General features: G+C 56.5%; 20 protein-coding genes. 8 read left to right on the top strand and 12 right to left on the bottom strand.

The window, feature by feature from the left end:
- Window positions 1-24 precede the first annotated feature (24 nt).
- Window positions 25-1,137, top strand: coding sequence for an oxidoreductase (locus tag NR195_RS14680; protein ID WP_256844651.1), 1,113 nt, complete (start codon window positions 25-27; stop codon window positions 1,135-1,137).
- Window positions 1,138-1,142: 5 nt separating this feature from the next.
- Here the strand turns inward: NR195_RS14680 and NR195_RS14675 are convergent, their stop codons facing one another.
- The 4 genes from NR195_RS14675 to NR195_RS14660 form a co-directional block, all read right to left on the bottom strand.
- Window positions 1,143-2,039 (bottom strand): LysR family transcriptional regulator, encoded by an 897-nt coding sequence (locus tag NR195_RS14675; RefSeq protein WP_029519092.1) that lies wholly within the window; start codon window positions 2,037-2,039, stop codon window positions 1,143-1,145.
- A gap of 191 nt (window positions 2,040-2,230) precedes the next feature.
- Window positions 2,231-2,962, bottom strand: coding sequence for a YoaK family protein (locus NR195_RS14670; RefSeq protein WP_010670239.1), 732 nt, complete (start codon window positions 2,960-2,962; stop codon window positions 2,231-2,233).
- A gap of 151 nt (window positions 2,963-3,113) precedes the next feature.
- Window positions 3,114-4,658: a methyl-accepting chemotaxis protein gene (locus NR195_RS14665; protein ID WP_010244535.1), complete on the bottom strand. Its 1,545-nt coding sequence runs from the start codon at window positions 4,656-4,658 to the stop codon at window positions 3,114-3,116.
- A gap of 185 nt (window positions 4,659-4,843) precedes the next feature.
- Window positions 4,844-6,430, bottom strand: coding sequence for a PTS transporter subunit EIIC (locus NR195_RS14660; RefSeq protein ID WP_022625584.1), 1,587 nt, complete (start codon window positions 6,428-6,430; stop codon window positions 4,844-4,846).
- A 261-nt stretch (window positions 6,431-6,691) separates the two neighbouring features.
- Here NR195_RS14660 and NR195_RS14655 point away from each other — a divergent pair, with 261 nt between their 5' ends.
- The 5 genes from NR195_RS14655 (at window position 6,692) to pdeR (ending at window position 15,765) form a co-directional block, all read left to right on the top strand.
- On the top strand, window positions 6,692-8,995 hold the full coding sequence (locus tag NR195_RS14655) for an FdhF/YdeP family oxidoreductase (protein WP_256844650.1): 2,304 nt from the start codon (window positions 6,692-6,694) through the stop codon (window positions 8,993-8,995).
- A gap of 112 nt (window positions 8,996-9,107) precedes the next feature.
- Window positions 9,108-11,042 carry an exoribonuclease II gene (locus NR195_RS14650; protein ID WP_256844649.1) on the top strand — a complete coding sequence of 645 codons (1,935 nt, stop codon included), beginning with the start codon at window positions 9,108-9,110 and terminating at the stop codon, window positions 11,040-11,042.
- A gap of 201 nt (window positions 11,043-11,243) precedes the next feature.
- The gene (locus NR195_RS14645) at window positions 11,244-13,313 is read left to right on the top strand and encodes a carbon starvation CstA family protein (RefSeq protein ID WP_256844648.1); all 2,070 of its coding nucleotides are present in this window, start codon (window positions 11,244-11,246) and stop codon (window positions 13,311-13,313) included.
- The gene (locus NR195_RS14640) at window positions 13,306-13,620 is read left to right on the top strand and encodes a YbdD/YjiX family protein (RefSeq protein ID WP_256844647.1); all 315 of its coding nucleotides are present in this window, start codon (window positions 13,306-13,308) and stop codon (window positions 13,618-13,620) included. The genes NR195_RS14645 and NR195_RS14640 overlap by 8 nt, the downstream gene beginning before the upstream one ends.
- 159 nt (window positions 13,621-13,779) lie before the next feature.
- A complete protein-coding gene (gene pdeR / locus NR195_RS14635; protein ID WP_256844646.1) occupies window positions 13,780-15,765 on the top strand; it encodes a cyclic di-GMP phosphodiesterase in 1,986 nt (661 codons plus the stop codon).
- Window positions 15,766-15,777: 12 nt separating this feature from the next.
- Here pdeR and NR195_RS14630 read toward each other — a convergent pair whose 3' ends face one another.
- From NR195_RS14630 to araD, 3 genes are all read right to left on the bottom strand, one after another.
- Window positions 15,778-16,644, bottom strand: a complete 867-nt coding sequence (locus NR195_RS14630) for a crotonase/enoyl-CoA hydratase family protein (RefSeq protein WP_003853843.1) — start codon at window positions 16,642-16,644, stop codon at window positions 15,778-15,780.
- Window positions 16,645-16,788: 144 nt separating this feature from the next.
- Window positions 16,789-17,772 carry a 2-keto-3-deoxygluconate transporter gene (kdgT, locus tag NR195_RS14625; RefSeq protein ID WP_010244511.1) on the bottom strand — a complete coding sequence of 328 codons (984 nt, stop codon included), beginning with the start codon at window positions 17,770-17,772 and terminating at the stop codon, window positions 16,789-16,791.
- A 218-nt stretch (window positions 17,773-17,990) separates the two neighbouring features.
- Window positions 17,991-18,689: an L-ribulose-5-phosphate 4-epimerase gene (gene araD, locus NR195_RS14620; protein ID WP_010244508.1), complete on the bottom strand. Its 699-nt coding sequence runs from the start codon at window positions 18,687-18,689 to the stop codon at window positions 17,991-17,993.
- Between the two features lie 347 nt (window positions 18,690-19,036).
- Between araD and osmB the strand changes: the two genes are divergently transcribed.
- Window positions 19,037-19,252, top strand: coding sequence for an osmotically-inducible lipoprotein OsmB (gene osmB, locus NR195_RS14615; RefSeq protein ID WP_003853848.1), 216 nt, complete (start codon window positions 19,037-19,039; stop codon window positions 19,250-19,252).
- 77 nt (window positions 19,253-19,329) lie between these two features.
- Here the strand turns inward: osmB and yciH are convergent, their stop codons facing one another.
- The 5 genes from yciH to pgpB all read right to left on the bottom strand — a co-directional run bounded on the left by yciH (window position 19,330) and on the right by pgpB (window position 22,948).
- Window positions 19,330-19,653 carry a stress response translation initiation inhibitor YciH gene (gene yciH, locus NR195_RS14610; protein WP_010244495.1) on the bottom strand — a complete coding sequence of 108 codons (324 nt, stop codon included), beginning with the start codon at window positions 19,651-19,653 and terminating at the stop codon, window positions 19,330-19,332.
- Window positions 19,653-20,372 (bottom strand): orotidine-5'-phosphate decarboxylase, encoded by a 720-nt coding sequence (gene pyrF, locus NR195_RS14605; RefSeq protein WP_022625580.1) that lies wholly within the window; start codon window positions 20,370-20,372, stop codon window positions 19,653-19,655. Before pyrF ends, yciH begins: the two co-directional genes overlap by 1 nt.
- A 198-nt stretch (window positions 20,373-20,570) precedes the next feature.
- Complete coding sequence (lapB, locus tag NR195_RS14600) at window positions 20,571-21,740, bottom strand: lipopolysaccharide assembly protein LapB (RefSeq protein ID WP_010244490.1); 1,170 nt, start codon at window positions 21,738-21,740, stop codon at window positions 20,571-20,573.
- Window positions 21,741-21,746: 6 nt separating this feature from the next.
- The gene (locus NR195_RS14595) at window positions 21,747-22,055 is read right to left on the bottom strand and encodes a LapA family protein (RefSeq protein ID WP_010670247.1); all 309 of its coding nucleotides are present in this window, start codon (window positions 22,053-22,055) and stop codon (window positions 21,747-21,749) included.
- A 134-nt stretch (window positions 22,056-22,189) separates the two neighbouring features.
- Window positions 22,190-22,948: a phosphatidylglycerophosphatase B gene (gene pgpB / locus NR195_RS14590; RefSeq protein ID WP_010244484.1), complete on the bottom strand. Its 759-nt coding sequence runs from the start codon at window positions 22,946-22,948 to the stop codon at window positions 22,190-22,192.
- A 227-nt stretch (window positions 22,949-23,175) separates the two neighbouring features.
- On the opposite strand from pgpB, the gene ribA reads away from it, so the two are divergent.
- Window positions 23,176-23,769, top strand: coding sequence for a GTP cyclohydrolase II (gene ribA / locus NR195_RS14585; RefSeq protein WP_010244482.1), 594 nt, complete (start codon window positions 23,176-23,178; stop codon window positions 23,767-23,769).
- The last annotated feature ends 195 nt before the right edge of the window (window positions 23,770-23,964 follow it).

Genomic DNA, 23,964 nt, shown 5'->3' with positions numbered 1-23,964 from the left:
CCCGAATTTGCAAAAGGATTGATCATGGAACAACGCCGCTATCCGGGCCATAACCACTGGTTTTACGAGAGCCAGACCAGTCCACGTACCTCACAGGCCGCACCGCTGGTGCCCGAGGCCGCCCATATTGATGACCGTTTTTTGCTGGGATGTTACGCCGATGACAACGTGGTGCAGTCACTGCTGCGCACCAATCAGCCCGCCCTGCTGGCTGCGCGCGATCTGGCACAACTGCTGTTCCCCGACCGTGTCGTCACCACGCTTACGCACACCTTAACGCTTTACGATCGCCTCAGCACGGCGCTGACGGTGGCGCAGGTGGCGGGTGTACAGCGGCTGTGTAATCACTACTCTGCCCGCCTCAATCCGTTGCCCGGGCCCGACTCCTCACGTGAAAGTAATAATCGCCTCACCCAGATTACGCAGTATGCACGCCAGCTGGCGATGCAGCCTGAGCTGATCAGCGCCAGCGCAATCACCGCTCTGGATGCGGTCGGCCTGACAGAGCCCGATATTGTGACGCTGAATCAGGTGATCGGCTTTGTCAGTTATCAGGCGCGGGTGGTCGCCGGTTTACAGGCGCTGCAGGCACAGCCGGTACGCTGGCTGCCCGGCAGCACTGCACCACCGGATGCTGAGGCCACAGGTTTTGATCATCCTGCCCGCTGGCAGCCGGTGCTGAAACCGCTGGAGTTGCGGTATGCCAGTGCTGAGCAGCTCGCTGCCATTACCCGCTGTCAGTCGCTGCCGGGAATGCAGGACGCGGTATGGCTGCTGGCACACGATCCCTCAGTGCTCTATGGCTGGGCGCAACTGCGTCAGCATCTCACTCAGGACAATACTCTGGCAGAAGCGACGGCCGCCCGTATTCTGGGCAGTCGCTGGGCGTTCCGGCTGCTGGCCGGAAATGAGATGTTAATTGAGGGCGTGGATGACGCGGCGGCAAAAGAGGAAGAGCAGCAGATTATTGCGCTGGCGGCACAACTGACCCGCTCGCCCGAGCGATTCAGCGCGGCTCACCTGCAACCGCTGATGGAGGCGGGCTGGGAGGCTGATGCGCTGTTCGCGCTGATACAGAGTGTCGCCATAGGCAACTGGAACAGCCGCCTGTTTTACGCCCTGGGCGAATCGCAGTAACCGCGTTAAACCGGCAGCAGACCGCGCGCTTCGTCGAAAAAGTGCTGTGCCAGCGGTGTAGCACGGCCAGGCTCAGCGATGACCAGCGCCGCCTGGCGCGCCATCGGCGGCAGCGTAATAGCGCGCTGCTGCAGCCCCTGTAATGAAGCGGACAGCAGATGACCGACCGGCGACACCAGCAGCCCGAGGCCGACCTGCGCGCACTGCATCAGCTGCATGACAGAGGCGCTCTCCACGATCACCCGGGGTACCAGCGCCGCCTCGCGAAAAGCCATATCAAGATAACGCCGGAAATAACGCGTCGGCTCCGCCAGGCAGAGCGGCTGTTGTGCCACTTCATCAAGCGTCAGCGCGGTTTCCCCCACCAGCTCAGGGAAATGGTCGGGATGGAATATGGCTTCAACGCCCCGATCTGCCAGCATCTCGGTCTGAAAATGGAGTTCACGCAGGGTTGCCATCTCGAAAAAACCGATCCCGACATCCACGGTGTGGCTGTTGAGCGCTTCCAGCAACTGGTCAGCACTGAGTACCGCAATGCGATAGTCGAGCTGAGGATAACGCGCCTGCACCGCTTTCAGCAGCAGCGGCAGTGCCATGCTGCACTGCGGCACCACGCCAACCCGCAGCGTACCGTTTACCCCATGCTTCAGCGATTCCACTTCCAGCTTCAGCCCCTGATAGACCGAAACGATTTCCCGCGCCCATGCCAGCACACGGTCGCCCTCTGGGGTAAATCCGGCAAAGTTATTGCTGCGGTTAATCAGCGGCAGGCCCAGCTCGCGCTCAAGATTTTTCAGGCGCATAGAGAGGGTTGGCTGTGTAACAAAACTGGCTTCCGCGGCCCGCCCGAAATGGCGTTCACGTTCCAGGTTACACAAGTAAATGAGTTGTTTAATGTCGATGTTAATTATCCATCAGCAGGTTGAAGGCTGTTCGCATTACTGTCTCGTTCGCAGGATCAACCAGAGTATAAGGCTGAATGTTACCCCGCGCAGGCTCGGATGTTTTAACCGCACGGTTCATTTGCACAGGCGGATCGATGAAATCAGGACTCCGCGCCGCCCTGGTTTACGCATCAGTGAGGGTAGCGCACTTAAATCATCGCGCCCTGTTGTTTTGCTGGCTTAGTAAAGATGGCATTCAGCGCCAGACAGATTAACCCGAACCCCACTGGCAGCAGGAAATCGTAGCTAAGCAGCCGGTAAAGCCCGATTCCGGCTATCCCTCCTGCAAGGAAAGAAAGCAGGGTCAGACAGTGCAGTCGCAGCCGACTCAGATAGAGCGGTGCCTCTTTCGGTGACGCTGTGCGCCGCAGCACCTCAAACAGCATTGCCAGCTCAATCCCGATATCGGTCGCCGTGCCGGAGATATGGGTAGTGCGAACGCGGGCATTGGAGATACGCGTCACCACCGCATTCTGCAACCCCATTAAAAAGCTCAGGCTCATAATTAACACCACACCGGGCGACTGCGGCGGAAAGTGATTTTCAATCACCCCCAGTGCAATCAGCGCGCTGCCCTCAATCAGGATGACAAAGGCATAGATGGTGCGGATATTTCTGCGGTGCCCGGCATTAATGATCAGCGTTGAAAACATGGAACCCGCAATAAACAGAAGAACGATCGACAGAAAAAACAGGCCAGGCCCCAGATTCGCTTTTGCCAGGTGATCGGACAGCAGCGAGACATTCCCGGTCATGTTGGCTGAAAAAAAACCGACGATCTCAAAGGCTGCGGTATTCAGTGCGCCTGCGGCAGCGGCAAGCGTGCAGGCCAGTCGGGTATCCGCGCTGTTGCTGCGGGCACTTTCCGTGCTGATTAGCATGACCACCCCATATTTACTGGAAAGCCTTATAATCCGCCGATTAGCCCTGCGCCACAAGGCACTGAATCAAACTCTCCCTTCTCTGCCGGGCATTACTCAGCATCGGGGCTCCGGACTCCGCGCTGCATAAACTCAGCGCGGAGAGCCCTGATTAACTGTTTGCCAGACGGAAGGTGGAGACCGACTGCGTCAGATACTGCACCTGCTCTTCCAGCGAGGCAGATGCCGCGGCAGACTCCTGCACCAGCGCCGAGTTCTGCTGTGTGACGCTGTCCATCTCGGTAACCGCCTGCTCAATCTGACCGATACCGCGACTCTGTTCATCAGAAGCGGTTGAGATGTGCTCCATCAGCAGATTCACGCGGCTGACAGAGGAGATAATGGCGCTCATCGCCTCACCGGTCCGGCTGACCTGATCGGAACCGGCGTGGATGATCGAAACAGATTCCGCAATCAGCCCCTCAATCTCTTTGGCTGCGGTAGCGCTGCGCTGGGCCAGATTACGGACTTCCCCTGCCACCACCGCAAAACCGCGACCCTGTTCACCCGCCCTGGCGGCTTCGACTGCCGCGTTCAGCGCCAGAATATTGGTCTGGAAGGCGATGCTGTCGATCACGGTGGTGATCTCCTCGATCTTCTTCGAGCTGGCATTAATCAGCGCCATCGATGTCACCACTTCCTGCGAGACCTTTTCGCCGCTTTCCGCGTTTTTCACCGCTTCACTGGTCAGGCGGCAGGCTTCAAAGACGTTTTCAGTGTTCTGTTTCACCGTTGCGCCCAGCTGCTCCATGCTGGCAGCGGTTTCCGTCAGCGCGGCGGCCTGCTGTTCGGTTCGCGAGGCGAGATCGATGTTGCCCGCCGCAATCTCCTGAGAGGCGGTGGAGACTGAGCGGGTTGAATCGCGCACCTGGAGAATAATGGCGGTCAGCGCGCTGCGCATCTGCTCCAGCGAGCCCATCAGCAACTGAATCTCACTGCGCGAACCGGCTTTGACCGGCACCGTGGTATCCAGGACGCCCGCCGCAATCAGCTTGCAGTGTTCCTGCGCATCATTGATCGGCGAAAGCACATAGCGCTTCATGAAGATGTAAATGGCGACGATGATGGCGAAAAACAGCACCCCAAACAGCCCCAGCAGGGTAATGCCGGAGGTAAAGTGACTCTGTGCATCGCTGTTAAGCTTTTTGGCATAGGTTTCATGCTGAGCCAGCACCCGGTCCAGTATGATTTCATACTGTCGATCAAGGCGAACCACGGTGGCAATCTGATTTTTAAAGCGCACCTGATCGTGCGCCTCTGCCGCCTCAATCAACGGCTGTAAACCCTGCTGACGATAGGCCTGATAAGCCTGGCTATAGGCGTCGGCTTCCGCCTCTTCGCCCGGCAGACGCGGCGCGTTCATATAGGCCTGAAATGCAGCATCCGCTTTGCCGGCCACGGTCCGAACGCTGTCCAGCGTGGCGGGATTATTTGCGTCACTGCCCTCAATCTCCTTCATGTACTCCATCAGACGCACACGCAGCGTGCGGCTGTGGTTGATGGGGTCAATCACCGAGAGCACCACACGGATCTCTTTGTTAACCGCATTCAGCGAGTGATTGCTCTGGATCAGCAGCCAGGTGCTGATTGCCACGCTGGTGAGAAACAGCGCCAGCAGGAAGGAGAAGATAATCAGGGAGGATTTTTTTAACGACATCGCGGTGTTCCGAAAAGTAAGAGGATTAGTCGCTATATCGGCAGAAAGGTACGGCCCATTAGGGCTGGGCTTTTTTTAGTTACAATAAGCGGGACGGCAGCGGGCGGAGCGCTCCGGCGAACAGGGGCTAACCGCCCACGAGTGTCGGCGGTTAGCGTTGTGACGAAGAGTGAAACAGGCTGCCGTTAAGCGACGCCCAGCGCCATTTTTACCTCGTTGGCGATCTTCTCGACCTGCGGGCCGTAGATCACCTGAATGTCGTGCTCGCTGACGCGATTGACCCCATTGGCACCGGTGCTCATCAGCGTCTGATCGACCACCTGATTCATCTCCCTGACCCGTACGCGCAGCCGGGTAAAGCAGCAATCGACATCCTCGATATTGGCCTGCCCGCCCAGCCCGCTGATAATCACCTGAGTCCGTTCATCCGCGGCGACCTGTTGCGGTTTCTCATCCTCCGATTCACGGCCCGGCGTTTCAACATTCATCCGGGTAATCACCAGCCGGAAAGCGTAGTAGTAGATTGGCGCATAGATCACGCCCAGCGCCAGCGTCCACCACCAGTGGGTTTTTGCCCCGCCCAGCATGCCGAACACCACCAGGTCGATAACACCGCCCTGCACGTTGCCAATCATCAGATGCAGCATCGACATCAGCATAAACGACAGGCCGGTCAGGAAAGCGTGCAGCAGATAGAGCACCGGCGAGACAAAGATAAAGCAGAACTCCAGCGGTTCGGTGATGCCGGTGGTGAAGGAGGTCAGCGCCCCCGCCATGACCAGTGCTTTGACCCGCTGTTTATGCTCGGGTCGGGCGGTGTGATAGATCGCCAGCGCCGCGGCGGGCAGGCCGAACATCATCACCGGAATCTTGCCCTGCGCCAGAAACTGCGTGGCGGTGCGCAGCGTCTCATCGGGGATCGATCCCGGATGAGTCAATGACGCGTTGAAGATGTTCAGTGCACCAACCACGGTCTGACCATCGACCACCGCCATGCCGCCAATAGGCGTGAAACGCACGGTTTCGTTAAGGATGTGATGCAGGCCGGTGGGGATCAGGATGCGCTCAAAGGCTCCCAGCAGAAAAGCGCCATACTGTCCGCTTTTGCCAATCATCTGTCCAATCCAGGCGATACCGTCACCAATGGTCGGCCAGATCAACGCCAGCAAGACCCCAATCAGTGGCAGACAGACCACGGTCACAATCGGCACAAAACGCCGTCCGCCAAAGAAGCTGATCGCGGTAGGCAGTTGCTGGGTATAAAAGCGATTGTGCAGCGCCACCGTTACCAGTCCGGCAATCACCCCGCCCAGTACGCTCATGTTGTAGGTAAAGACGCCAAGCATGTTGATATATTCCGCCGAGGTCATCATGGCGGAGGTCTGGTCCATGCCCGCCTGCTGCAGGGCTGCAGGCGTGGTGGTGGCGGCGGTGATCCCTTTGGCCGCCAGCGTCGCGCTGATACCGACGTTCATCACGATATAGCCAATCACCGCGGCAAATGCGGCGGTAGGTTTTTCCGCTTTCGCCAGTCCGATGGCACTCGCTACCGCAAAGAAGACCGGCAGATTAGCGAATAGCGCTCCGGCAACCTTGCGAATAAAGCCGATAATTAACTGCGGTACCTGCATCTGCGCAAAGGCATCGCCGGTGACCGCCGGGTTCTGCATGGCCGCCGCCAGCCCAAGGAAGATACCTGCGGCAGCGATGACCGAGATTGGCATCATCAACGCTTTGCCAAATGCATGAATCTGGCTGGTCAGCTGTTTCATGGAGTCGTGCCCTCTCTGATTGTGAACAGCAAGTATTAGCCTGTTGTCGGGAGAACTCCCGTTATCAGCAGGTTAAAGGCGGGTAAAATCTGACCAGCATCACATTTCTGGCTTATGCACGATAAACGCCAGCTATCGCACCATTAAGTCAATCAATTAGACAAGGTATGAGGATAGCTGCAGACTTCCTTTCACCATCAGGCTATAACCTGATAACAAACACCAAACAATAATTCCTACTATAAAAAGCCTGCACTCAATATGAAATTTAAACGCCAAATCAAACCCTATCGCGCGGCAGCGGGCGGCTGGGGTTCACTGGAAGCCACCACGCGTTTCGTTCTTGACAGCAAAGCGGCCCTGAAAAATATGCGCAACCTGATGCGCATGAACAAAGCACGCGGTTTTGACTGTCCAGGCTGCGCCTGGGGTGATGACAATAAAAGTACCTTCAGCTTCTGCGAGAATGGCGCCAAAGCGGTGACCTGGGAAGCGACACGCCGGATGGTCGACACCGACTTTTTCGCTAAACACAGCGTAACCACGCTCTATACCCAGAGTGACTACTTCCTGGAGTATCAGGGACGTCTGACTCATCCGCTGCGCTACAACGCGGAAACCGACCACTACGAGCCCATCAGCTGGGATGATGCGTTTGCGCTGATCGCGCAGCACATCAAGGCGATGGATCATCCGGATCAGATGGAGCTTTACACCTCCGGTCGCGCCAGCAATGAAGCCTCCTGGCTCTATCAGCTTTTTGGTCGCCTGATGGGGACCAATAACTTCCCTGACTGCTCCAATATGTGCCACGAAGCCAGCGGCACCGGCCTGAAGCGCAGCATTGGCGTCGGTAAAGGCACCATTCGTCTGGATGATTTCGACCACGCAGATGCCATTTTTGTCTTCGGTCAGAATCCCGGCACTAACCATCCGCGTATGCTGCACAGCCTGCGTCACGCTGCCGATCACGGTGCGAAAATCGTCACCTTTAATACCCTGCGTGAACGCGGTCTGGAACGTTTTGCCGATCCGCAGAAACCGCTGGAAGTGGTGACTTCGAAAGCGGGTAACATCAGCTCCTCCTATTATCAGCCGAACCTGGGCGGTGATATGGCAGCGGTGCGCGGCATGGTGAAATCCCTGCTGGAAACCCACCGCGCGCGTCTGGCGGCTGGTGAAAGCGGCCTGTTCGATCAGACCTTTATCAATGCTAAAACCAACGGCATTGAGGCGTATCTCGACGCCGTGGATAACACCAGCTGGATGCAGATTGTGGCGCAGTCGGGCCTGACGCAGGCGCAGATCCGTGAAGCCGCGGCGATCTACCAGAGCGCTGACCGGGTGATCTGTACCTGGGCGATGGGCATCACCCAGCACAAACACTCTGTCGACACGGTGCGCGAGATCACCAACCTGCAGTTGCTGTTTGGCCAGCTGGGCAAAAAAGGCGCAGGCCTCTGCCCCGTTCGTGGTCACAGTAATGTGCAGGGCAACCGCACCATGGGCATCGATGAGAAACCGGCGAAAACCTTCCTGGATGCGCTGGGGAATCATTTCAATTTCGAGCCCCCGCGTGCGGCAGGCCACAACACCGTGGAAGCGCTGAACGCCATGCTGCGTGATGAAGTGAAAGTGCTGATCGCGCTGGGTGGCAACCTGGCGGCCGCCGCACCCGACTCACCGCGCACCGAAGAGGCGATGTCACGCTGTGGTCTGACCGTGCATATCAGCACCAAACTGAACCGCAGCCATCTGGTGCCGGGTCACGATGGGCTGATTCTGCCGACGCTGGGCCGCACCGAGCGCGATCTGCAGGCCACCGGCAATCAGTTTATTACCGTGGAAGACTCTTTCAGCATGGTGCACGCCTCTGAAGGGATCGGTATTCCGCTGGCGGAAACGCAGCGTTCAGAGACCTGGATTGTTGCCGGTATCGCCGAGGCGGTGCTGGGTGATGAAAAAGTGAAATGGCGCGAGCTGGCGGGTGATTACAACCTGATCCGTGAGCATATCGCCGCGACGATTCCGGGCTTTGCCGACTTTAACGCCAAATGTGATATCCCGGGCGGTTTCTATCTGGGCAACGCAGCAGCCGAGTTGCGCTTCAACACCCCGAGCCAGAAAGCGGAATTTAACGCCTCAGCGCTGCCGACCTCACTGTTCCCGAATCTTGATCAGGACGTGCCTTTTACCCTGCAGACGCTGCGTTCGCACGACCAGTACAACACCACCATTTACGGCCTTGATGACCGTTACCGTGGCGTGTTTGGTCAGCGTGAAGTGGTGTTCATCAACCCGGACGATATGGCAGACCTGGGCTTTACCGAAGGCCAGAATGTCGATATCGAAACGCTGTGGAATGATGGCATTACCCGTCGCGTCAGCGGATTCAAACTGGTTCCCTACAATATTCCGCGCGGTAACCTGGCGGCCTATTATCCGGAAACCAACCCGCTGGTGCCGCTGAACAGCTTTGGTGATGACAGTGGTACACCGACCTCTAAATCGGTGCCGGTGAAGCTGGAACTTTCTGAGGCACTGGCCGATCAGCGCATCGCCTGACAGCCCTTTCACTCCCCCCTAAAAAGCCGGCTCGTCCGGCTTTTTGCCTTGCCGCGCGACGTCGATTCGCGTAAAACTGTCAGCCGCAATCAGCCAACGAAACGTAAAAATTATGTTCCAGGATAACCCGCTGCTCGCGCAGCTGAAAGAGAAGCTCCATTCGCAAACGCCTCGTGCTGAAGGCGTCGTAAAAGGCACTGAAAAAGGCTTCGGCTTTCTGGAAGTCGATGCGCAAAAAAGTTACTTCATTCCGCCACCGCAGATGAAGAAAGTGATGCACGGCGATCGCATCACCGCCGTGATCCACAGCGATAAAGATCGCGAAAGCGCTGAGCCGGAAACCCTGGTTGAGCCGTTCCTGAGCCGCTTTGTTGGCCGGGTACAGAAGAAAGACGATCGCCTGTCGATTGTGCCGGATCATCCCCTGCTGAAGGATGCCATCCAGTGTCGCCCTGCGCGCGATGTCAGCCATGAGTTTGAAAACGGTGACTGGGCCGTGGCGGAGATGCGTCGCCATCCGCTGAAAGGCGATCGCGGCTTTTATGCCGAACTTACCGATTTTATTGTCAAAGCTGATGACCATCTGGCGCCGTGGTGGGTGACGCTGTCGCGTCATAACCTTGAGCGTGAAGCGCCCGATGTCAGTTTTGGCGAGATGCTGGATGAAAATCTGACGCGTGAAGATCTGACCGCGCTGGATTTTGTTACCATCGACAGCGCCAGCACCCAGGATATGGATGATGCGCTCTTTGCGGAGTCCCTGGACGATGGCGCCCTGCGTCTGACCATCGCTATCGCCGACCCTACCGCCTATGTGCCGGAAGGCAGTCAGCTCGATAAGCTGGCGGCGCAGCGTGCGTTTACCAACTACCTGCCGGGCTTTAACATTCCGATGCTGCCGCGCGAACTCTCTGATGATGTCTGCTCGCTGCGCCCCAATGTGCGCCGTCCGGCCCTGGCCTGCCGCGTGACCGTGGCAGCCGATGGCAGTTTAGGTGATGACGTTGAGTTCTTTGCCGCGTGGATCGAATCCAAAGCCAAGCTGGCGTATGACGACGTCTCTGACTGGCTGGAAAACAGCGGCACATTGCAGCCGGAAAGTGAGGCGATTGCTGAACAGATTCGCCTGCTGCATCGCCTCTGCCTGGCGCGCAGCGAGTGGCGTCAGACTCACGCGCTGGTGTTTAAAGATCGCCCGGATTACCGCTTCCTGCTGGGTGAAAAAGGTGAAGTGCTGGAGATTGTGGCTGAACCGCGCCGCATCGCTAACCGCATTGTCGAAGAGTCTATGATTCTGGCCAACGTCTGCGCGGCGAAAGTGCTGCGTGACCGTCTCGGTTTTGGTATCTACAACGTCCATGCCGGTTTCGATGCCACCAATGCTGAACAGGCCGCCGCCGTGCTGGCCAACCATGGTATTACCGTGGATGCGCAGGCGATCACTACGCTGGAAGGTTTCCGCGTGCTGCGTCGTGAGCTTGATGCCCAGCCGACCCAGTTCCTCGACAGCCGGATCCGTCGCTTCCAGACCTTCGCTGAGATCAGCACCGAGCCTGGCCCGCACTTTGGCCTGGGACTTGAGGCTTACGCCACATGGACCTCACCGATTCGTAAGTTCGGCGACATGGTCAACCATCGTCTGCTGAAAGCGATTATTCGCGGTGAGCAGATCGCTCGTCCGGATGATGCGCTGACGGTGACGATGAGTGAGCGCCGCCGCCTGAACCGCATGGCGGAACGTGATGTTGGCGACTGGCTCTACGCCCGTTATCTGGCACCGTTTGCAGCAACCGACCGTCGCTTCAGCGCCGAGATTATCGATGTGTCACGTGGTGGCATGCGTGTTCGCCTGCTGGAGTTTGGCGCGGTGGCCTTTATCCCGGCTCCGTTCATTCACGCGGTGCGTGATGAGCTGGTCTGCAGCCAGGAAAATGGCAGCGTTCAGATCAAAGGCGAAGTGGTTTATCGTGTGACCGATGTGATTGATGTCACCATCGCCGAAGTCCGCATGGAAACCCGCAGCGTCGTGGCGCGTCCCGCCGTCTGAGTAGTGATGTACTGAGCAGTCAATCGGGCGGGATAACTCCGGTTATCCCGCCTGTTTCCGCCCCGCCCGTATTGCAAAAAAGTTAAATTTGTACCCCGCTTCACACTTCTCCACTGATTAACTTTCACTTACATTCCATTACATTAAGTTTGACTCGTTGTTTTCGATCGCTTTCCTCTCGGTCCTCACAAGGAGTTAGTCATGAAAAACGTCAAAACCAGTGCGATCTGGTTAGTGGTGGCGTTAATCGGCGCGGGCGCTTTCGCCATGCTGGCCCTCAGCCGCGGCGAACACGTCAACGCAGTCTGGCTGGTGATAGCCGCTGTCGCCTGTTACAGCATCGCTTATCGCTTCTACAGCCTGTTTATCGCCCGCAATATTTTCGAACTGGACGACCGCCGGATGACGCCTGCCGAGCGGCTGAGCGACGGGCTCGATTATGTCCCGACCAATAAATGGGTGCTGTTTGGCCACCACTTCGCGGCTATAGCCGGTGCCGGCCCGCTGGTGGGTCCGATTCTGGCGGCGCAGATGGGCTTTCTGCCGGGCACCATCTGGATCCTGGTCGGGGTGATGCTGGCGGGTGCGGTACAGGATTTCCTGATCCTGTTTATCTCAACCCGTCGTGATGGCCGTTCACTGGGCGAGATGGCGCGGCAGGAGCTGGGTGCGTTTGCTGGTGTGGTAACCATGCTCGGCGCGCTGGGCGTCATGATCATTATCCTGTCGGCGCTGGCGCTGGTGGTGGTCAAGGCGCTGGCGAACAGTCCGTGGGGACTGTTTACCATCGCGGCCACCATTCCGATTGCGCTGTTTATGGGCGTCTACATGCGCTTTATCCGGCCCGGTAAAATCGCCGAAGTTTCACTGATTGGCTTTGTGCTGATGATGGCGGCGATTATCTATGGTGGTGACGTAGCCCAGCATCCTTACTGGGGGCCCTTCTTTACCCTGAAAGGCACCTCACTGACCTGGGTGCTGGTGATCTACGGCTTTATTGCCTCCGTGCTACCGGTCTGGCTGCTGCTGGCTCCGCGTGACTACCTTTCGACCTTTCTTAAAATCGGCGTGATTGTCGGGCTGGCGGTGGGGATTGTTTTTGCCATGCCAGAGATGAAAATGCCGGCGGTCACCAAATTTATCGACGGTACCGGCCCGGTCTTCTCCGGCGCGATGTTCCCGTTCCTGTTTATTACTATTGCCTGCGGCGCCATCTCCGGCTTCCATGCGCTGGTCTCCAGCGGCACCACGCCAAAACTGGTGGAGCGGGAAAGTCATATCCGCTTTATTGGCTATGGCGCGATGCTGATGGAATCCTTTGTGGCGATCATGGCGCTGATTTGTGCCTCGGTACTCGATCCGGGCGTCTACTTTGCCATGAACTCCCCGGCTGCGCTGATTGGTACCACCGTTGAAAGCGCCTCTCAGGTGATCAACGGCTGGGGCTTTGTCGTAACGCCGGAAATGCTGAGCGGCATCGCCCGTGACGTGGGTGAAGGCTCGATCCTGTCCCGCGCTGGCGGCGCGCCAACCTTCGCGGTGGGGATGGCCCACATCATTACCGAGATCTTTAACAGCCGGGCAATGATGGCGTTCTGGTATCACTTCGCCATCCTGTTTGAAGCGCTGTTCATTCTGACGGCGGTCGATGCCGGTACCCGCGCCTGCCGTTTTATGGTGCAGGATCTGGTGGGCACCGTGGTGCCTTCTATGGCGAATAACCGCTCCTGGCTGGGCAATATGGCCGGCACGACCGTGGCGGTCGCGGGCTGGGGCTTCTTTGTCTATCAGGGCGTGGTCGATCCGCTCGGCGGCATTAACACCCTGTGGCCGCTGTTTGGTATCGGCAATCAGATGCTGGCGTCCATGGCGCTGATCCTCGGCACCGTGGTGCTGTTCAAAATGAAAAAGCAGCGTTACGCCTGGGTGACTATCCTGCCAACTGCCTGGCTGTTTATCACCTCGATGACTGCCGGCTGGCAGAAAATCTTCCATGAAAAACCGTCGATTGGCTTCCTGGCGCAGGCGAATAAGTTCCGCAAAGGGTTGGATGAAGGCGTGATCATCGCCCCGGCAAAAAGCGTGGCGGATATGCAGACCATCGTCTTCAGCAATCAGATTAACGCGGCCCTGTGCGCCTTCTTTATGCTGGTGGCGGTCACGATGCTGATCTCTGCGTTCTTTGTCATTCGCCGGGCGCTGCGCAGCGATCTTCCTACTACGCATGAGTCCGTTGTGACGCTGCGCAACAAGGAGGTGCGTCATGTCTGATGCTATTCATCAGTCCCGGCGTCCGCAGGGAGAGTGGCAGATTATCCGCTGCCAGCCTGCCGCCTCCCCACAGCCACAGCCACAGCCACAGCCACAGCCACAGCCATTCAGCTGGCGGGGATTCTGGCGCGGCCTGCAACAGTGTTTTCGCTTAATGGTCGGGGTGCAGGATTATCAAAATTATCTGCAGCATATGCGACTCCATCATCCCGATCAGCCGCCGATGAATGAGCGCGATTTCCACCGTTACTGTCTGGATGCCCGCTTCCCCAGCCAGGCAGGCAAACTGGGTAAATGTCCCTGCTGACCGCACTAAACAGCCCCGCAATGTCGGGGCTTTTTTGTGCCATTCTTATCTGGATGGGAAAATATATTCGGTTTGCATCTTGTGCTGGCGTCAGATGATGAATACTGTTGCTAAAATAATGAGATAACGCCTGCAGAGCACTTCCCGGAGGAAGTTTCCATGACCGATGAACAAGGGCAAACGTTGTTGTACACCCTTTTCGGTACAACCAGCCCTCATTGGCGTCTGACCGCGGACAGCGATGCGTTGCATTTTGCCGAAGATGAGTCGTCACAAACTAATATCGCCCTGCCGTTAACCCCCGGCCAGGCAGCCATGATACGCGCGATGCCGGTCATCACTTCAAGCATCAATCTGACTATGACGCTGCAGGGCATTGATGTTCCGATGCATTTTGTCGGACGCAAAGTGAACCAGGCGACCTGGGCAGGAACCGCTTCTGCCTGGGGCGATACCTCAGCGGTCGCCCGCGACTTAACCCTGGGTCTTTCATTCGCCGAACAGGTGGTTTCTGAAGCCAACTCGGTGATTGTGATCCTCGATCAGCGCGGCAATATTCAGCGTTTTAACCGTCTTAGTGAAGAATACACCGGTCTGAATGAGCATGAGGTTATCGGCCGTAACGTCTTTCAGCTCTTTATGACCAAACAGGAGGCCTCTCAGTCACGACGCAACATCGCGGGCTTCTTCCGTGACGGCAACTCCTATGAGGTTGAGCGCTGGGTTAAAACCAAAAAAGGTCAGCGACTGTTTCTGTTTCGTAATAAGTTTGTTCACAGCGGCAGTGGCAAAAATGAAATTTTCCTCATCTGTTCTGGCACCGACATAACCGAGGAGCGACGCGCCCAGGAACGCCTCCGGGTGCTGGCAAACACCGATACGGTGACCGGTTTGCCTAATCGCAACGCAATTCATCAACAGATTAGCCTGGCGCTGGAGCGATCTGAGCGCGATGAGACCGGCGTGGTCTATCTCGATCTCGATAATTTCAAAAAAGTGAACGACGCCTACGGTCATATGTTCGGCGATCAGTTACTGCAGGCGGTCTCACTGGCGATTCTTAGCTGTCTGGGTAAAGACCAGACTCTGGGCCGGCTGGGTGGCAATGAGTTTGTGGTGCTGGCTGAGCACACCAGCCAGGCTGCGCTGGAGGCGATGTCCTCCCGCATTCTTGAGCGCCTGCGTCAGCCTTTCCGTATCGGACTAATCGAAGTGTACAGCGGCTGCTCTATCGGGATCGCTTTCGCGCCGCTGCACGGTGAAGATCGCGAGAGCCTTATTCGCAATGCTGACACCGCGATGTATCACGCCAAAGAGAACGGTCGTGGCAAGTTCTGTGTCTTCGCGGCAGAGATGAACCAGCGGGTCTTTGAATACCTGTGGCTGGACACCAATCTGCGTAAGGCGCTGGAGCTGGATCACCTGCTGGTGCATTACCAGCCGAAAATCGACAGTGATGGTGAAGTCCGCAGCGCCGAAGCGCTGGTACGCTGGAACTCACCCGAGCGCGGCCTGGTCTCCCCCGCTGATTTCATTCCCTACGCCGAAGAGTCGGGACTGATTGTGCCGCTGGGACGCTGGGTCATGCTCAATGTGCTGAAACAGATTATCGTCTGGCGCCAGCAGGGCATTTTTCTGCGCGTCGCCGTCAACGTGTCGGCACGTCAGCTGATTGATCAAAGCATCTATACTGACCTGAAACAGGCGCTGCATGAGGCGAATATCACCGACTGTCCTATCGATATTGAGCTCACAGAAAGCTGCCTGATTGAGAATGAAGCTGAAGCCCTGCGGCTGATGAAGCAGTTTCAGGAGCTGGGCGCACAGGTTCATCTGGATGACTTCGGCACGGGTTACTCATCGCTTTCTCAGCTCGCACGAGTGCCGATCAATGCCATCAAACTCGACCAAAGCTTTATCCGCGATATTAATAAACAGCCCGTCTCACAATCGCTGGTACGAGCTATCGTCGCCGTCGCCAAGGCGCTCGATTTGCAGGTGATTGCAGAGGGTATTGAGACCCCGGATGAAGAGAAGTTTGTCCTTAACAGTGGTGTCGATGGGCGTCAGGGCTACTACTACGCAAAACCAATGCCCGCGGAACAGTTTGGGCATTGGCTGGCTAAGCATCCTGCCCGCGTTTAACGCTAATTCAGATTAACCCGCTTTACGCAGTGATGCGCTATGGCGGTTTTGTAACTGAACCAGGCGTTCCATGTAAGCAATGTCTTTAGGTTCGATGGTAAAGGCGTAATCGACCCAATCTTCGGTAATATCCATCAGCTCAGCGCGTGACAATTGCAGCACGCGCTGACGCGCTTTCAGCATAGCCCGCACGCCGTTGAGTTTAGGACGTAACGTATCGATAAAGGTGCGGGTGGCGCGGTAGCTGTCGCCAGGCTGGAAGACTTTATCCACCAGTCCGCGCGTTTCATACCACTCTGCGCTGTGGGACTCCCCTTCACAAATTAACTCCTCTGCCAGTTTCATGCCGGAACGACGCGCGACCAGTGAGTAGCCGCCCATGCCGGGAAAGAGGTTAAAAGCAATTTCCGGAAAGCCCATCCGCGCGTTGTTCTGCGCCAGAATGAAGTGATGCGCCAGCGCCGCTTCGAATCCGCCGCCTAACGCACTGCCCTCAATCATCGCCAGCGTCACCGCGCCGGTATCAAATCCCCGTGCTGCCGAATGGATGCAGTCAACGCAGGCACGGGCATAGGCCCGCAGCGCCTCACGGCGGTTATTGCGAATGCACTCGACAAAGAAGCGCAGATCGCCACCGGCGTTGAACATCTGTGGCACCAGAGAGCCGGTAACCCAGAAGTCGATCGGCAGACCGGAACGCTGAGCGGCGTAGCTCAGATTCATGATCTCCTCAATCAGTTCATGGTTGAAGCTCGGACGGGGCTGTGCACGCAACATCATCCACATAGTACGACGCCCTTCTTCGTAATAGGCGACTAACTGCGTGGTGTTGCCGACTTCGGTAAATAATCTGCACGTTGCTTGGTTAATAACTGTCATTGTCTCATCCTCTGTTTATATTTGATGCGTTAAATACGCCACATCAGCGTAATGCAGAGTGAGGCCAGACCAAATGAGAGATTGATTTACAACACAAAATCCAGAGAGATCCCCGACTCGCGCGTCGGGGATTGATTAGGCGGGTTACTTAATAGCGGCACGCTGCTCCACGGCAACATGAAGACGCTTAACACGTTTTGAATAGATGGCAGTGATGATCGGCACCAGCACGGAGGTCACAATCACGGACGTTGCCACCAGCGCCGTGGCAGCAGGGGCAATCGGTTTAAACTGCGGCAGCATCTCGGCAATCAGCACCGGTGTCGCTACCGCTGCGCCTGCCGTACTGGATGCAGCTATGCCAGCCGTGCCATCCCCGCCCCCAATCAGCCGATCGGTCAGAATGAGTGGGATGCCGGTAATAATGATCACCGACACGCCCAGCATGATGCCCAGCAGTCCGGTTTCCGCAATGACACCCAGGTTAATGGTGTTACCCAGAGCAAAGGCGAAGAAAGGAATCAGCGTATGGACCGCTTTTCCGAAGAAGTCGCGCAGCTCCGGATCAAGATTCCCTAATGCAAATCCCACAATAAACGGCAGGACCGCCCCTACAAACACGTGCGGCTCGAATGAGGCGATGCCGGCGGTGCCCAGGATAACCATGGTCATTAATGGCCCGGACTCCAGAGACATCAGCACAAACGCACCCGCCTCCTCTTTGGAACCATATTGCTGCATGATCGAGGCATAAAGGCCGCCATTGGTCATATCCATGGCAGCCACCAGCGCCAGCGTCGATAAGCCGGCAAACATCCCCACTTCTACGCCATTCTCCGGCATCACCCGAGAGGCGATGGCAGCTACAACCCAGGCGACGGCAATCTTGGTAAGCACCAGCGTGCCCGATTTACGCAGTACCGTCCCGGTGGCGCTGAGTTTAATCGACGCGCCCATACAGAAAAACCAGACGGCCAGAATGGGCACCGTGCCGGTCATCAGGCCGTTGGTGAAAGAACCGAAATATTTCCCGGCGCCTGGAGAAAACGTATGACAGAGTGCGCCGATAAAGAGCGGAATGAGCATCATACCGCCCGGAATTTTGTCTATTGCACGTTTGATATGCATATGGATGTCACCTTTGCTATGCCAGAGGGTGGAGCAGGAAGTGCCCGAAGGCGATGCAAGCAAAGTAGTGACTTGAGGTAATCAAAACAGTGATCGATTCGATAAAATGAAACGCTGTTTTATTTTTAATGACCTGTTGTTTTGATAACTATGATGGAGATCGCCATACCAGTCTCAGATGAGACTAAAAAAAACGGGACGCCATCGCGTCCCGCTCGCTATTTTTGCCCGTACCAGGCATTCTCGCCATGCTTTCGCAGGTAGTGCAGGTCAAGCAGTGTCTGGTTAATCGGCGGCAGATTAGCGGTCAGCTGCTGGCTGAACAGGCCCATATACGCCACCTCCTCCAGCACAACCGCGCTGTGTACCGCAGCATGAGCGTCTTTCCCCCAGGCAAACGGGCCATGAGAGTTGACCAGTACCGCCGGGATCGCAGAAGGAGACAACCCACGTTGCGCAAAAGTCTCGATAATCACCTCACCGGTGTTCCACTCGTAGTCGTGCTGAATCTCTTCATTGCGCATCGACCGGGTACAGGGGATCTCACCATAGAAGTCATCGGCGTGGGTGGTTCCCCAGGCAGGAATCGGTCGTCCTGCCTGGGCCCAGATGGTCGCATGCCGCGAATGGGTATGGACAATGCCACCCACCTCCGGCCAGGCGAGGTAAAGCGCGCGGTGCGTCGCCGTGTCCGATGAGGGGCGTTTATCCCCTTCCACCACGTCGCCACTCGCCAGATCGACCACGACCATGTCGTCGCGCTTCATCACTTCATAGCGCACGCCGGAAGGTTTAATCACCAGCAAACCCTGTTCGCGATCAACAGCGCTGACATTGCCCCAGGTGAAGGTCACCAGGTTGTATTTGGGTAGATCCAGATTCGCTTCCAGAACCTGTTGTTTCAGGTGTTCCAGCATCTATTTTCTCCTGCTGACAATCGTCCCTGAATTTTGCGGAGTCAGACGCGAAAGAGTTATGGAGCAAATGGCTATAAACGCAGAAGGAATGGCTGTGAATGCAAAAATGTGTCGTGATTTCAGAATTTTCTATCTTCGGAATTTAACCAGAACGCTTAGAATCCTCTCAGGCAATGCGTGGCCCTGTCGGGTTTGCATTGTGACTCTCCCGCTACAAACGGTTTGTCCATGGTGATCACATTTCCATGCCGACACGGATGCGGCAATGATGCGACACAAGCGGGCTGAGGAAATATCGGAGCTATACTAAGAGTGTTGCCTCTGTGAGCACATCAAAGGAGAAGTGTATGACAACAACAATGAAACGAATCACTGCCGTTGTACTGGCGACCACGTTAGCTGTTGCACTGAGCGGCTGTTCTAACTGGTCTAAACGTGACCGCAACACCGCTATTGGCGCGGGCGCGGGTGCGATTGGGGGTTCAGTATTGACCAATGGTAGCGCACTCGGCACAGTCGGTGGCGCCGCTGTCGGTGGTATTATCGGTCATCAGGTCCACTAAAGACCTTATTAAAAGAATAATCGGCTACGCTAAGCATCTACACAACAATCGGGCTACTTCGGTAGCCCGATTTTTTTTCAGCCACCCGCCAGTTTGACCTTCATGCCTTTGGCTTCCAGCAGGCTTTTCAGTAAATCGCGCTTATCCCCCTGAATCTCGATAACGCCCTCTTTCACTGAACCCCCACAGCCGCACTTCTTTTTGAGTTCGGCCGCCAGCAGCGTCAATGCCGCGTCGTCCAGGTCGATACCGGTAATCAGGCAGACGCCTTTTCCCTTGCGACCACTGGTCTGACGCTGGATGCGCACAATGCCATCCCCTTTTGGCCGCTCCTTCGCTGGCTCCGGCTGGGTAATGCGCCCGCTGTCGGTTGAGTAAACCAGTGGATTATCCTTCGCCATTATTGTGTCTCCAGACTGTGCAGGATCGCCTGCAGAGTGGCGGCGGGATCGGCGGATTGGGTGATCGGACGCCCGATAACCATATAGTCCACGCCCGCCTGCTTCGCCTGCTCAGGTGTCATGATGCGACGCTGATCGCCTGCATCACTGCCTGCCGGGCGAATCCCCGGCGTGACCAGCGCAAACTCCTGACCTAAAACCTGTTTGAAGCGGACAGCCTCATGGGCGGAACAGACCACACCATCCAGCCCGCACGACAGTGTCAGCTTCGCCAGTCGCTCTGCCTGTTCGGCAGGCGAAAGCGTAATGCCCAGCCCTTTGAGATCCTCTGCATCCATACTGGTCAGTACAGTCACCGCAATGAGCAGGGGCGCTTCTTTACCAAAGGGAAGCAGCGCTTCACGCGCCGCGTTCATCATCCGTGCCCCGCCACTGGCATGGACGTTGACCATCCAGACCCCGAGATCGGCAGCGGCCGCCACGGCATGAGCGGTAGTGTTGGGAATATCGTGGAATTTAAGATCGAGGAAGATTTCAAAGCCGCGCTGCTGCAGAGTGTTAACCAGCGAGGGGCCAAATAGCGTAAACATCTCTTTGCCCACTTTAAGGCGGCAACTGCGGGGATCGATCTGGTCGACGAAACGCAGTGCGCTGTCGAGGTCATGATAATCCAGCGCTACCAGAATCGGCGAAGCGGTCACGTTGTGGGGTGAAGGCATGGCATTTCCTCTGCAACAGGCGCCCGCAGGCGCAATAGACAAACGGCAAGCATTCTACCTGCGGTGTCTGACCATCACAATCGCCATTGCCCTCCTGCCTGGCAAATTATGCACTGTCGCTGAGGTCTGTAAGCTAACCTTCTCTCTAGTATGTTGTAACTATAATGGGCTATTAACAGTGCAGCTGTAACGGCCGGTTTACTGGCCGTCGAGGCCACGGATGGGCTTAACTGAAGACCAGGTGCGGCAGGATGGGCAGTGCCAGTAGAGTGCGTGGGCGGTAAAGCCACACTTCTGGCAGCGATAGCGCGGCTTGGTGCGGATCTGTTCGCCGACCATGTCGCGCAACACCATCAGGCTCTCTTTCGCCCGGCCATCTTCCGCCTCATGCAGGTTTAAATCCATCAGGCGGTGGAACACCCGCATGGTAGGATGACGCTGCAGCTGACGGCTGATGTAATTCTGGGCCGCTTCGGGCCCCTGCTGCTGCTCAAGGATGTCAGACAGATAGAGCTCCGCAGCCGCGCCGGTGTTCTCTTCAACACAGCGATGAAGAAACTCTGACCAGGCGTCGGGCTGATTGAGCTGCTGGAAACAGGTCTCCAGCATCCCCAGCGTTTCACTCACCAGCTCTTTATCCTGGTCCAGCACCCGCTGCAGATGGCCCACCGCTTTAGCGTAATCGCCTTTTTCCATCAGGATACGGCCCATCATGATCGAGATACGTGCGCTGTTGCGATCGGCCGACTCCCCTTTCTTAAGCAGGCTCATGGCACGATCGAGATCGTCGCTGCTCATCGCCTGCAGAGCCAGCTCGCAGTAGAAGTGGGCTATTTCGCCTTTCTGCTTCTCTTTGCCAAGCTTAACCAGCCGCTCTGCGACTTCAATCGCCTGCTGCCAGTCGCTGGTTGCCTGGTGGATCAGCAGCAGTTGCTGCAGCGCACCCACCCGAAAGTCAGTTTCATCGGTGAGCTGCTTAAACATATCTTCCGCGCGGTCATATAAGCCCGCCGCCATATAGTCGCGGCCCAGTTGCTGTACGGCGAGCAGTCGCTGCTCATAGCTCAGGGAGGCGCTTTCCATTAAAGCCTGATGGATGCGGATGGCGCGGTCGACTTCCCCGCGCGAACGGAACAGATTGCCCAGCGTCAGGTGTGCTTCAACCGTGCCGCTGTCCTCTTTCAGCATCTCAAGGAAGAGGTCGACCGCTTTGTCCTGCTGATTGGAGAGCAGGAAGTTTACGCCAGCGACATATTCACGTGACAGTCGGTTGGCTTCCTGTTGCTTATCCTGATGCGCGCTGCGACGGCCCATATACCAGCCATACGCTGCCGCCACCGGCAGTAACAGAAACAGCAATTCATGCATCAGGGATTATTCCCGGCCAGCCGGAGAAGATGGCGTGGTCGCCAGGGTAGTACTCTGCTCGATTTGGGTCTGCATACGCTTAATTTTCCGGTTGGCATTCGCCAGGGAGACGCGGGTCCGTAACCAGAACAGACCGCAGATGATCCAGCCAAGCACGAAACCTGCGCCAAACAGGGATGCCAGTAAGGTCGAGATGCTGAACTCACCCTGCGCCAGCAGATAGTTAAATGTAATGACCTGATCGTTATGCGCACCCAGGGTGACGGAAATAATGAAAATGACCAGTACCACTAAAAAAATCAGCAAATATTTCACAGTGCATCCTGTTGTGAGGTTGTCGGGTAGAATTATGCCAAAACTCCAGCAAAAATGCTGCTCCCAGCAGTATCGGGCGGGTCGCTTTTACGCAGGCCCGTCTAATAATATGGGGTCTTACGGGTGAATTACAATCAGGGCTCCCGCTGCGCCACCTCTTTTTGCTCCTCCGGCGGCAGCGTCAGCGGGCCACAGAATCGCTGCGCCAGCCAGGTGGCAATGGTGACCAGTAGCCAGGAGAGTATGGTTGCCATCGCCAGATCCCGTGGCCAGTGCATGCCCAGCAGCAGACGACTCGCCATTACGCCGGTGGCCCACAGAAAGATCACCACCACGGTTTTATAGTGCCGACGCGGCCAGAGCAGACCCAATGCCAGCAGCGCCCAGCTGGCGGCAAACATAGTATGTCCCGAAGGGAAAGCGAAACCGGTTTCAAACGCCCAGTGCCGTTTCAGCCAGCCTGGGATCTGCGTCTCATCGGCAATCAGTGAGGTTACCATCTCGCCACGCTGTTTGCGCTTCATCTCGTAGAAGGTCTTTTCATCCAGCCCGTGATGCTGTTCCAGCCAGATCACATAGGGACGCGGCTCCTGAATCTGCTCTTTGATATAGGATTTGGTGTATTGCCCGGCCAGAATGGTGGCGTTCATGATCAGCAGCAGCAGGATGGCTGGCTTCAGCCGAAAGCGCAGGCACCAGAGCATCCAGGCACTCAGCACGACGCTTGTAACAATGCCCCAGGGGTTGGTGACGGTCTCGGTCATCCAGAAGAGACCTTTCAGCAGCGCATTGCTTTCGCCTGGTTGCCAGCGCCAGCCGCTCAGCCAGACCGCAACCGGCATGATCAGCAGCAGCAGCATTCCAAAGGTGGTACGACGTGAAATCTTAAACATCCTCTTCCCTTATCCCGGCGTCAAAAGAGAGCAATTGCATAACTTTAGCTTAAAAAAGAATAACATAACCGTTGCCGATTGGATAATTGTGCTTTATCACTGCAATTGGTATCAGAGATTACCAGCCCGCTTGCGGGTTGTGGCACAATATTGCACGTTTGTCGGGCCACACTGGCCTGTGCACTATCATGATGATAGTGCATCCTCTGAAGGTTCTGGAGAGTCACATGCAGCTTAAACGGGTGGCAGAAGCCAAACTGCCCACGCCATGGGGAGATTTCCTGATGGTTGGTTTTGAAGAACTGGCAACCGGACATGACCACGTTGCACTGGTTTTTGGCGATATTAATGATAACGAGCCGGTACTGGCGCGCGTTCACTCTGAATGCCTGACCGGCGATGCACTCTTCAGCCTGCGTTGCGACTGTGGTTTTCAGCTGGAAGCCGCCCTCAATGCCATCGCAGAAGAGGGTCGCGGCGCACTGCTCTATCACCGTCAGGAAGGCCGTAACATCGGTCTGCTGAACAAAATCCGTGCCTATGCGTTGCAGGACAAAGGGTACGACACGGTAGAAGCGAACCATCAGCTGGGCTTTGCCGCCGATGAGCGCGACTTCACGCTGTGCGCCGATATGTTCAAACTACTGGGCGTCAATGAAGTGCGACTGCTGACCAATAACCCGCGTAAAGTGGAGATCCTCAGCGAAGCCGGGATCAACATTGTTGAACGCGTGCCGCTGGTCGTGGGACGTAATCCGAAGAATGCGCACTATCTGGATACGAAAGCGGAAAAGATGGGGCATCTGCTGCCGAAGTCATAAATAAGCTGGGATTCACTGGCATCTGACCCTTGAAGAAGCCCAATCTGAGAGAATCCTGAAGCAACGGATTAGCTCAACGCGCAGGGGGCACGGTCAGAAGAAGAAAGCGTCCCGCCGCCCGGATAAAAACGCCGGGAGCGTTTTTGAACAACGCAAAGCGTTGGCCCGGTACGGGCGCACCTCAGGGATGAGGTG

The sequence above is a fragment of the Pantoea sp. Ft-CA_14 genome (assembly GCF_024520875.1).
In the GTDB taxonomy this organism is placed as follows: domain Bacteria; phylum Pseudomonadota; class Gammaproteobacteria; order Enterobacterales; family Enterobacteriaceae; genus Pantoea; species Pantoea agglomerans.
Note: the sequence above shows the minus strand (reverse complement) of the source record. Positions and strands in the feature narration are given on the sequence as shown.

Coding starts and splice junctions, on each gene's coding strand:
- NR195_RS14670 (WP_010670239.1), bottom strand. CDS start 2,962: ATGCTAATCAGCACGGAAAGTGCCCGCAGCAACAGCGCGGATACCCGA.
- NR195_RS14680 (WP_256844651.1), top strand. CDS start 25: ATGGAACAACGCCGCTATCCGGGCCATAACCACTGGTTTTACGAGAGC.
- araD (WP_010244508.1), bottom strand. CDS start 18,689: ATGCTGGAACACCTGAAACAACAGGTTCTGGAAGCGAATCTGGATCTA.
- NR195_RS14640 (WP_256844647.1), top strand. CDS start 13,306: ATGTCTGATGCTATTCATCAGTCCCGGCGTCCGCAGGGAGAGTGGCAG.
- NR195_RS14665 (WP_010244535.1), bottom strand. CDS start 4,658: ATGTCGTTAAAAAAATCCTCCCTGATTATCTTCTCCTTCCTGCTGGCG.
- osmB (WP_003853848.1), top strand. CDS start 19,037: ATGACAACAACAATGAAACGAATCACTGCCGTTGTACTGGCGACCACG.
- ribA (WP_010244482.1), top strand. CDS start 23,176: ATGCAGCTTAAACGGGTGGCAGAAGCCAAACTGCCCACGCCATGGGGA.
- NR195_RS14630 (WP_003853843.1), bottom strand. CDS start 16,644: ATGACAGTTATTAACCAAGCAACGTGCAGATTATTTACCGAAGTCGGC.
- pyrF (WP_022625580.1), bottom strand. CDS start 20,372: ATGCCTTCACCCCACAACGTGACCGCTTCGCCGATTCTGGTAGCGCTG.
- NR195_RS14655 (WP_256844650.1), top strand. CDS start 6,692: ATGAAATTTAAACGCCAAATCAAACCCTATCGCGCGGCAGCGGGCGGC.
- NR195_RS14660 (WP_022625584.1), bottom strand. CDS start 6,430: ATGAAACAGCTGACCAGCCAGATTCATGCATTTGGCAAAGCGTTGATG.
- kdgT (WP_010244511.1), bottom strand. CDS start 17,772: ATGCATATCAAACGTGCAATAGACAAAATTCCGGGCGGTATGATGCTC.
- yciH (WP_010244495.1), bottom strand. CDS start 19,653: ATGGCGAAGGATAATCCACTGGTTTACTCAACCGACAGCGGGCGCATT.
- pdeR (WP_256844646.1), top strand. CDS start 13,780: ATGACCGATGAACAAGGGCAAACGTTGTTGTACACCCTTTTCGGTACA.
- lapB (WP_010244490.1), bottom strand. CDS start 21,740: ATGCATGAATTGCTGTTTCTGTTACTGCCGGTGGCGGCAGCGTATGGC.
- NR195_RS14645 (WP_256844648.1), top strand. CDS start 11,244: ATGAAAAACGTCAAAACCAGTGCGATCTGGTTAGTGGTGGCGTTAATC.
- pgpB (WP_010244484.1), bottom strand. CDS start 22,948: ATGTTTAAGATTTCACGTCGTACCACCTTTGGAATGCTGCTGCTGCTG.
- NR195_RS14650 (WP_256844649.1), top strand. CDS start 9,108: ATGTTCCAGGATAACCCGCTGCTCGCGCAGCTGAAAGAGAAGCTCCAT.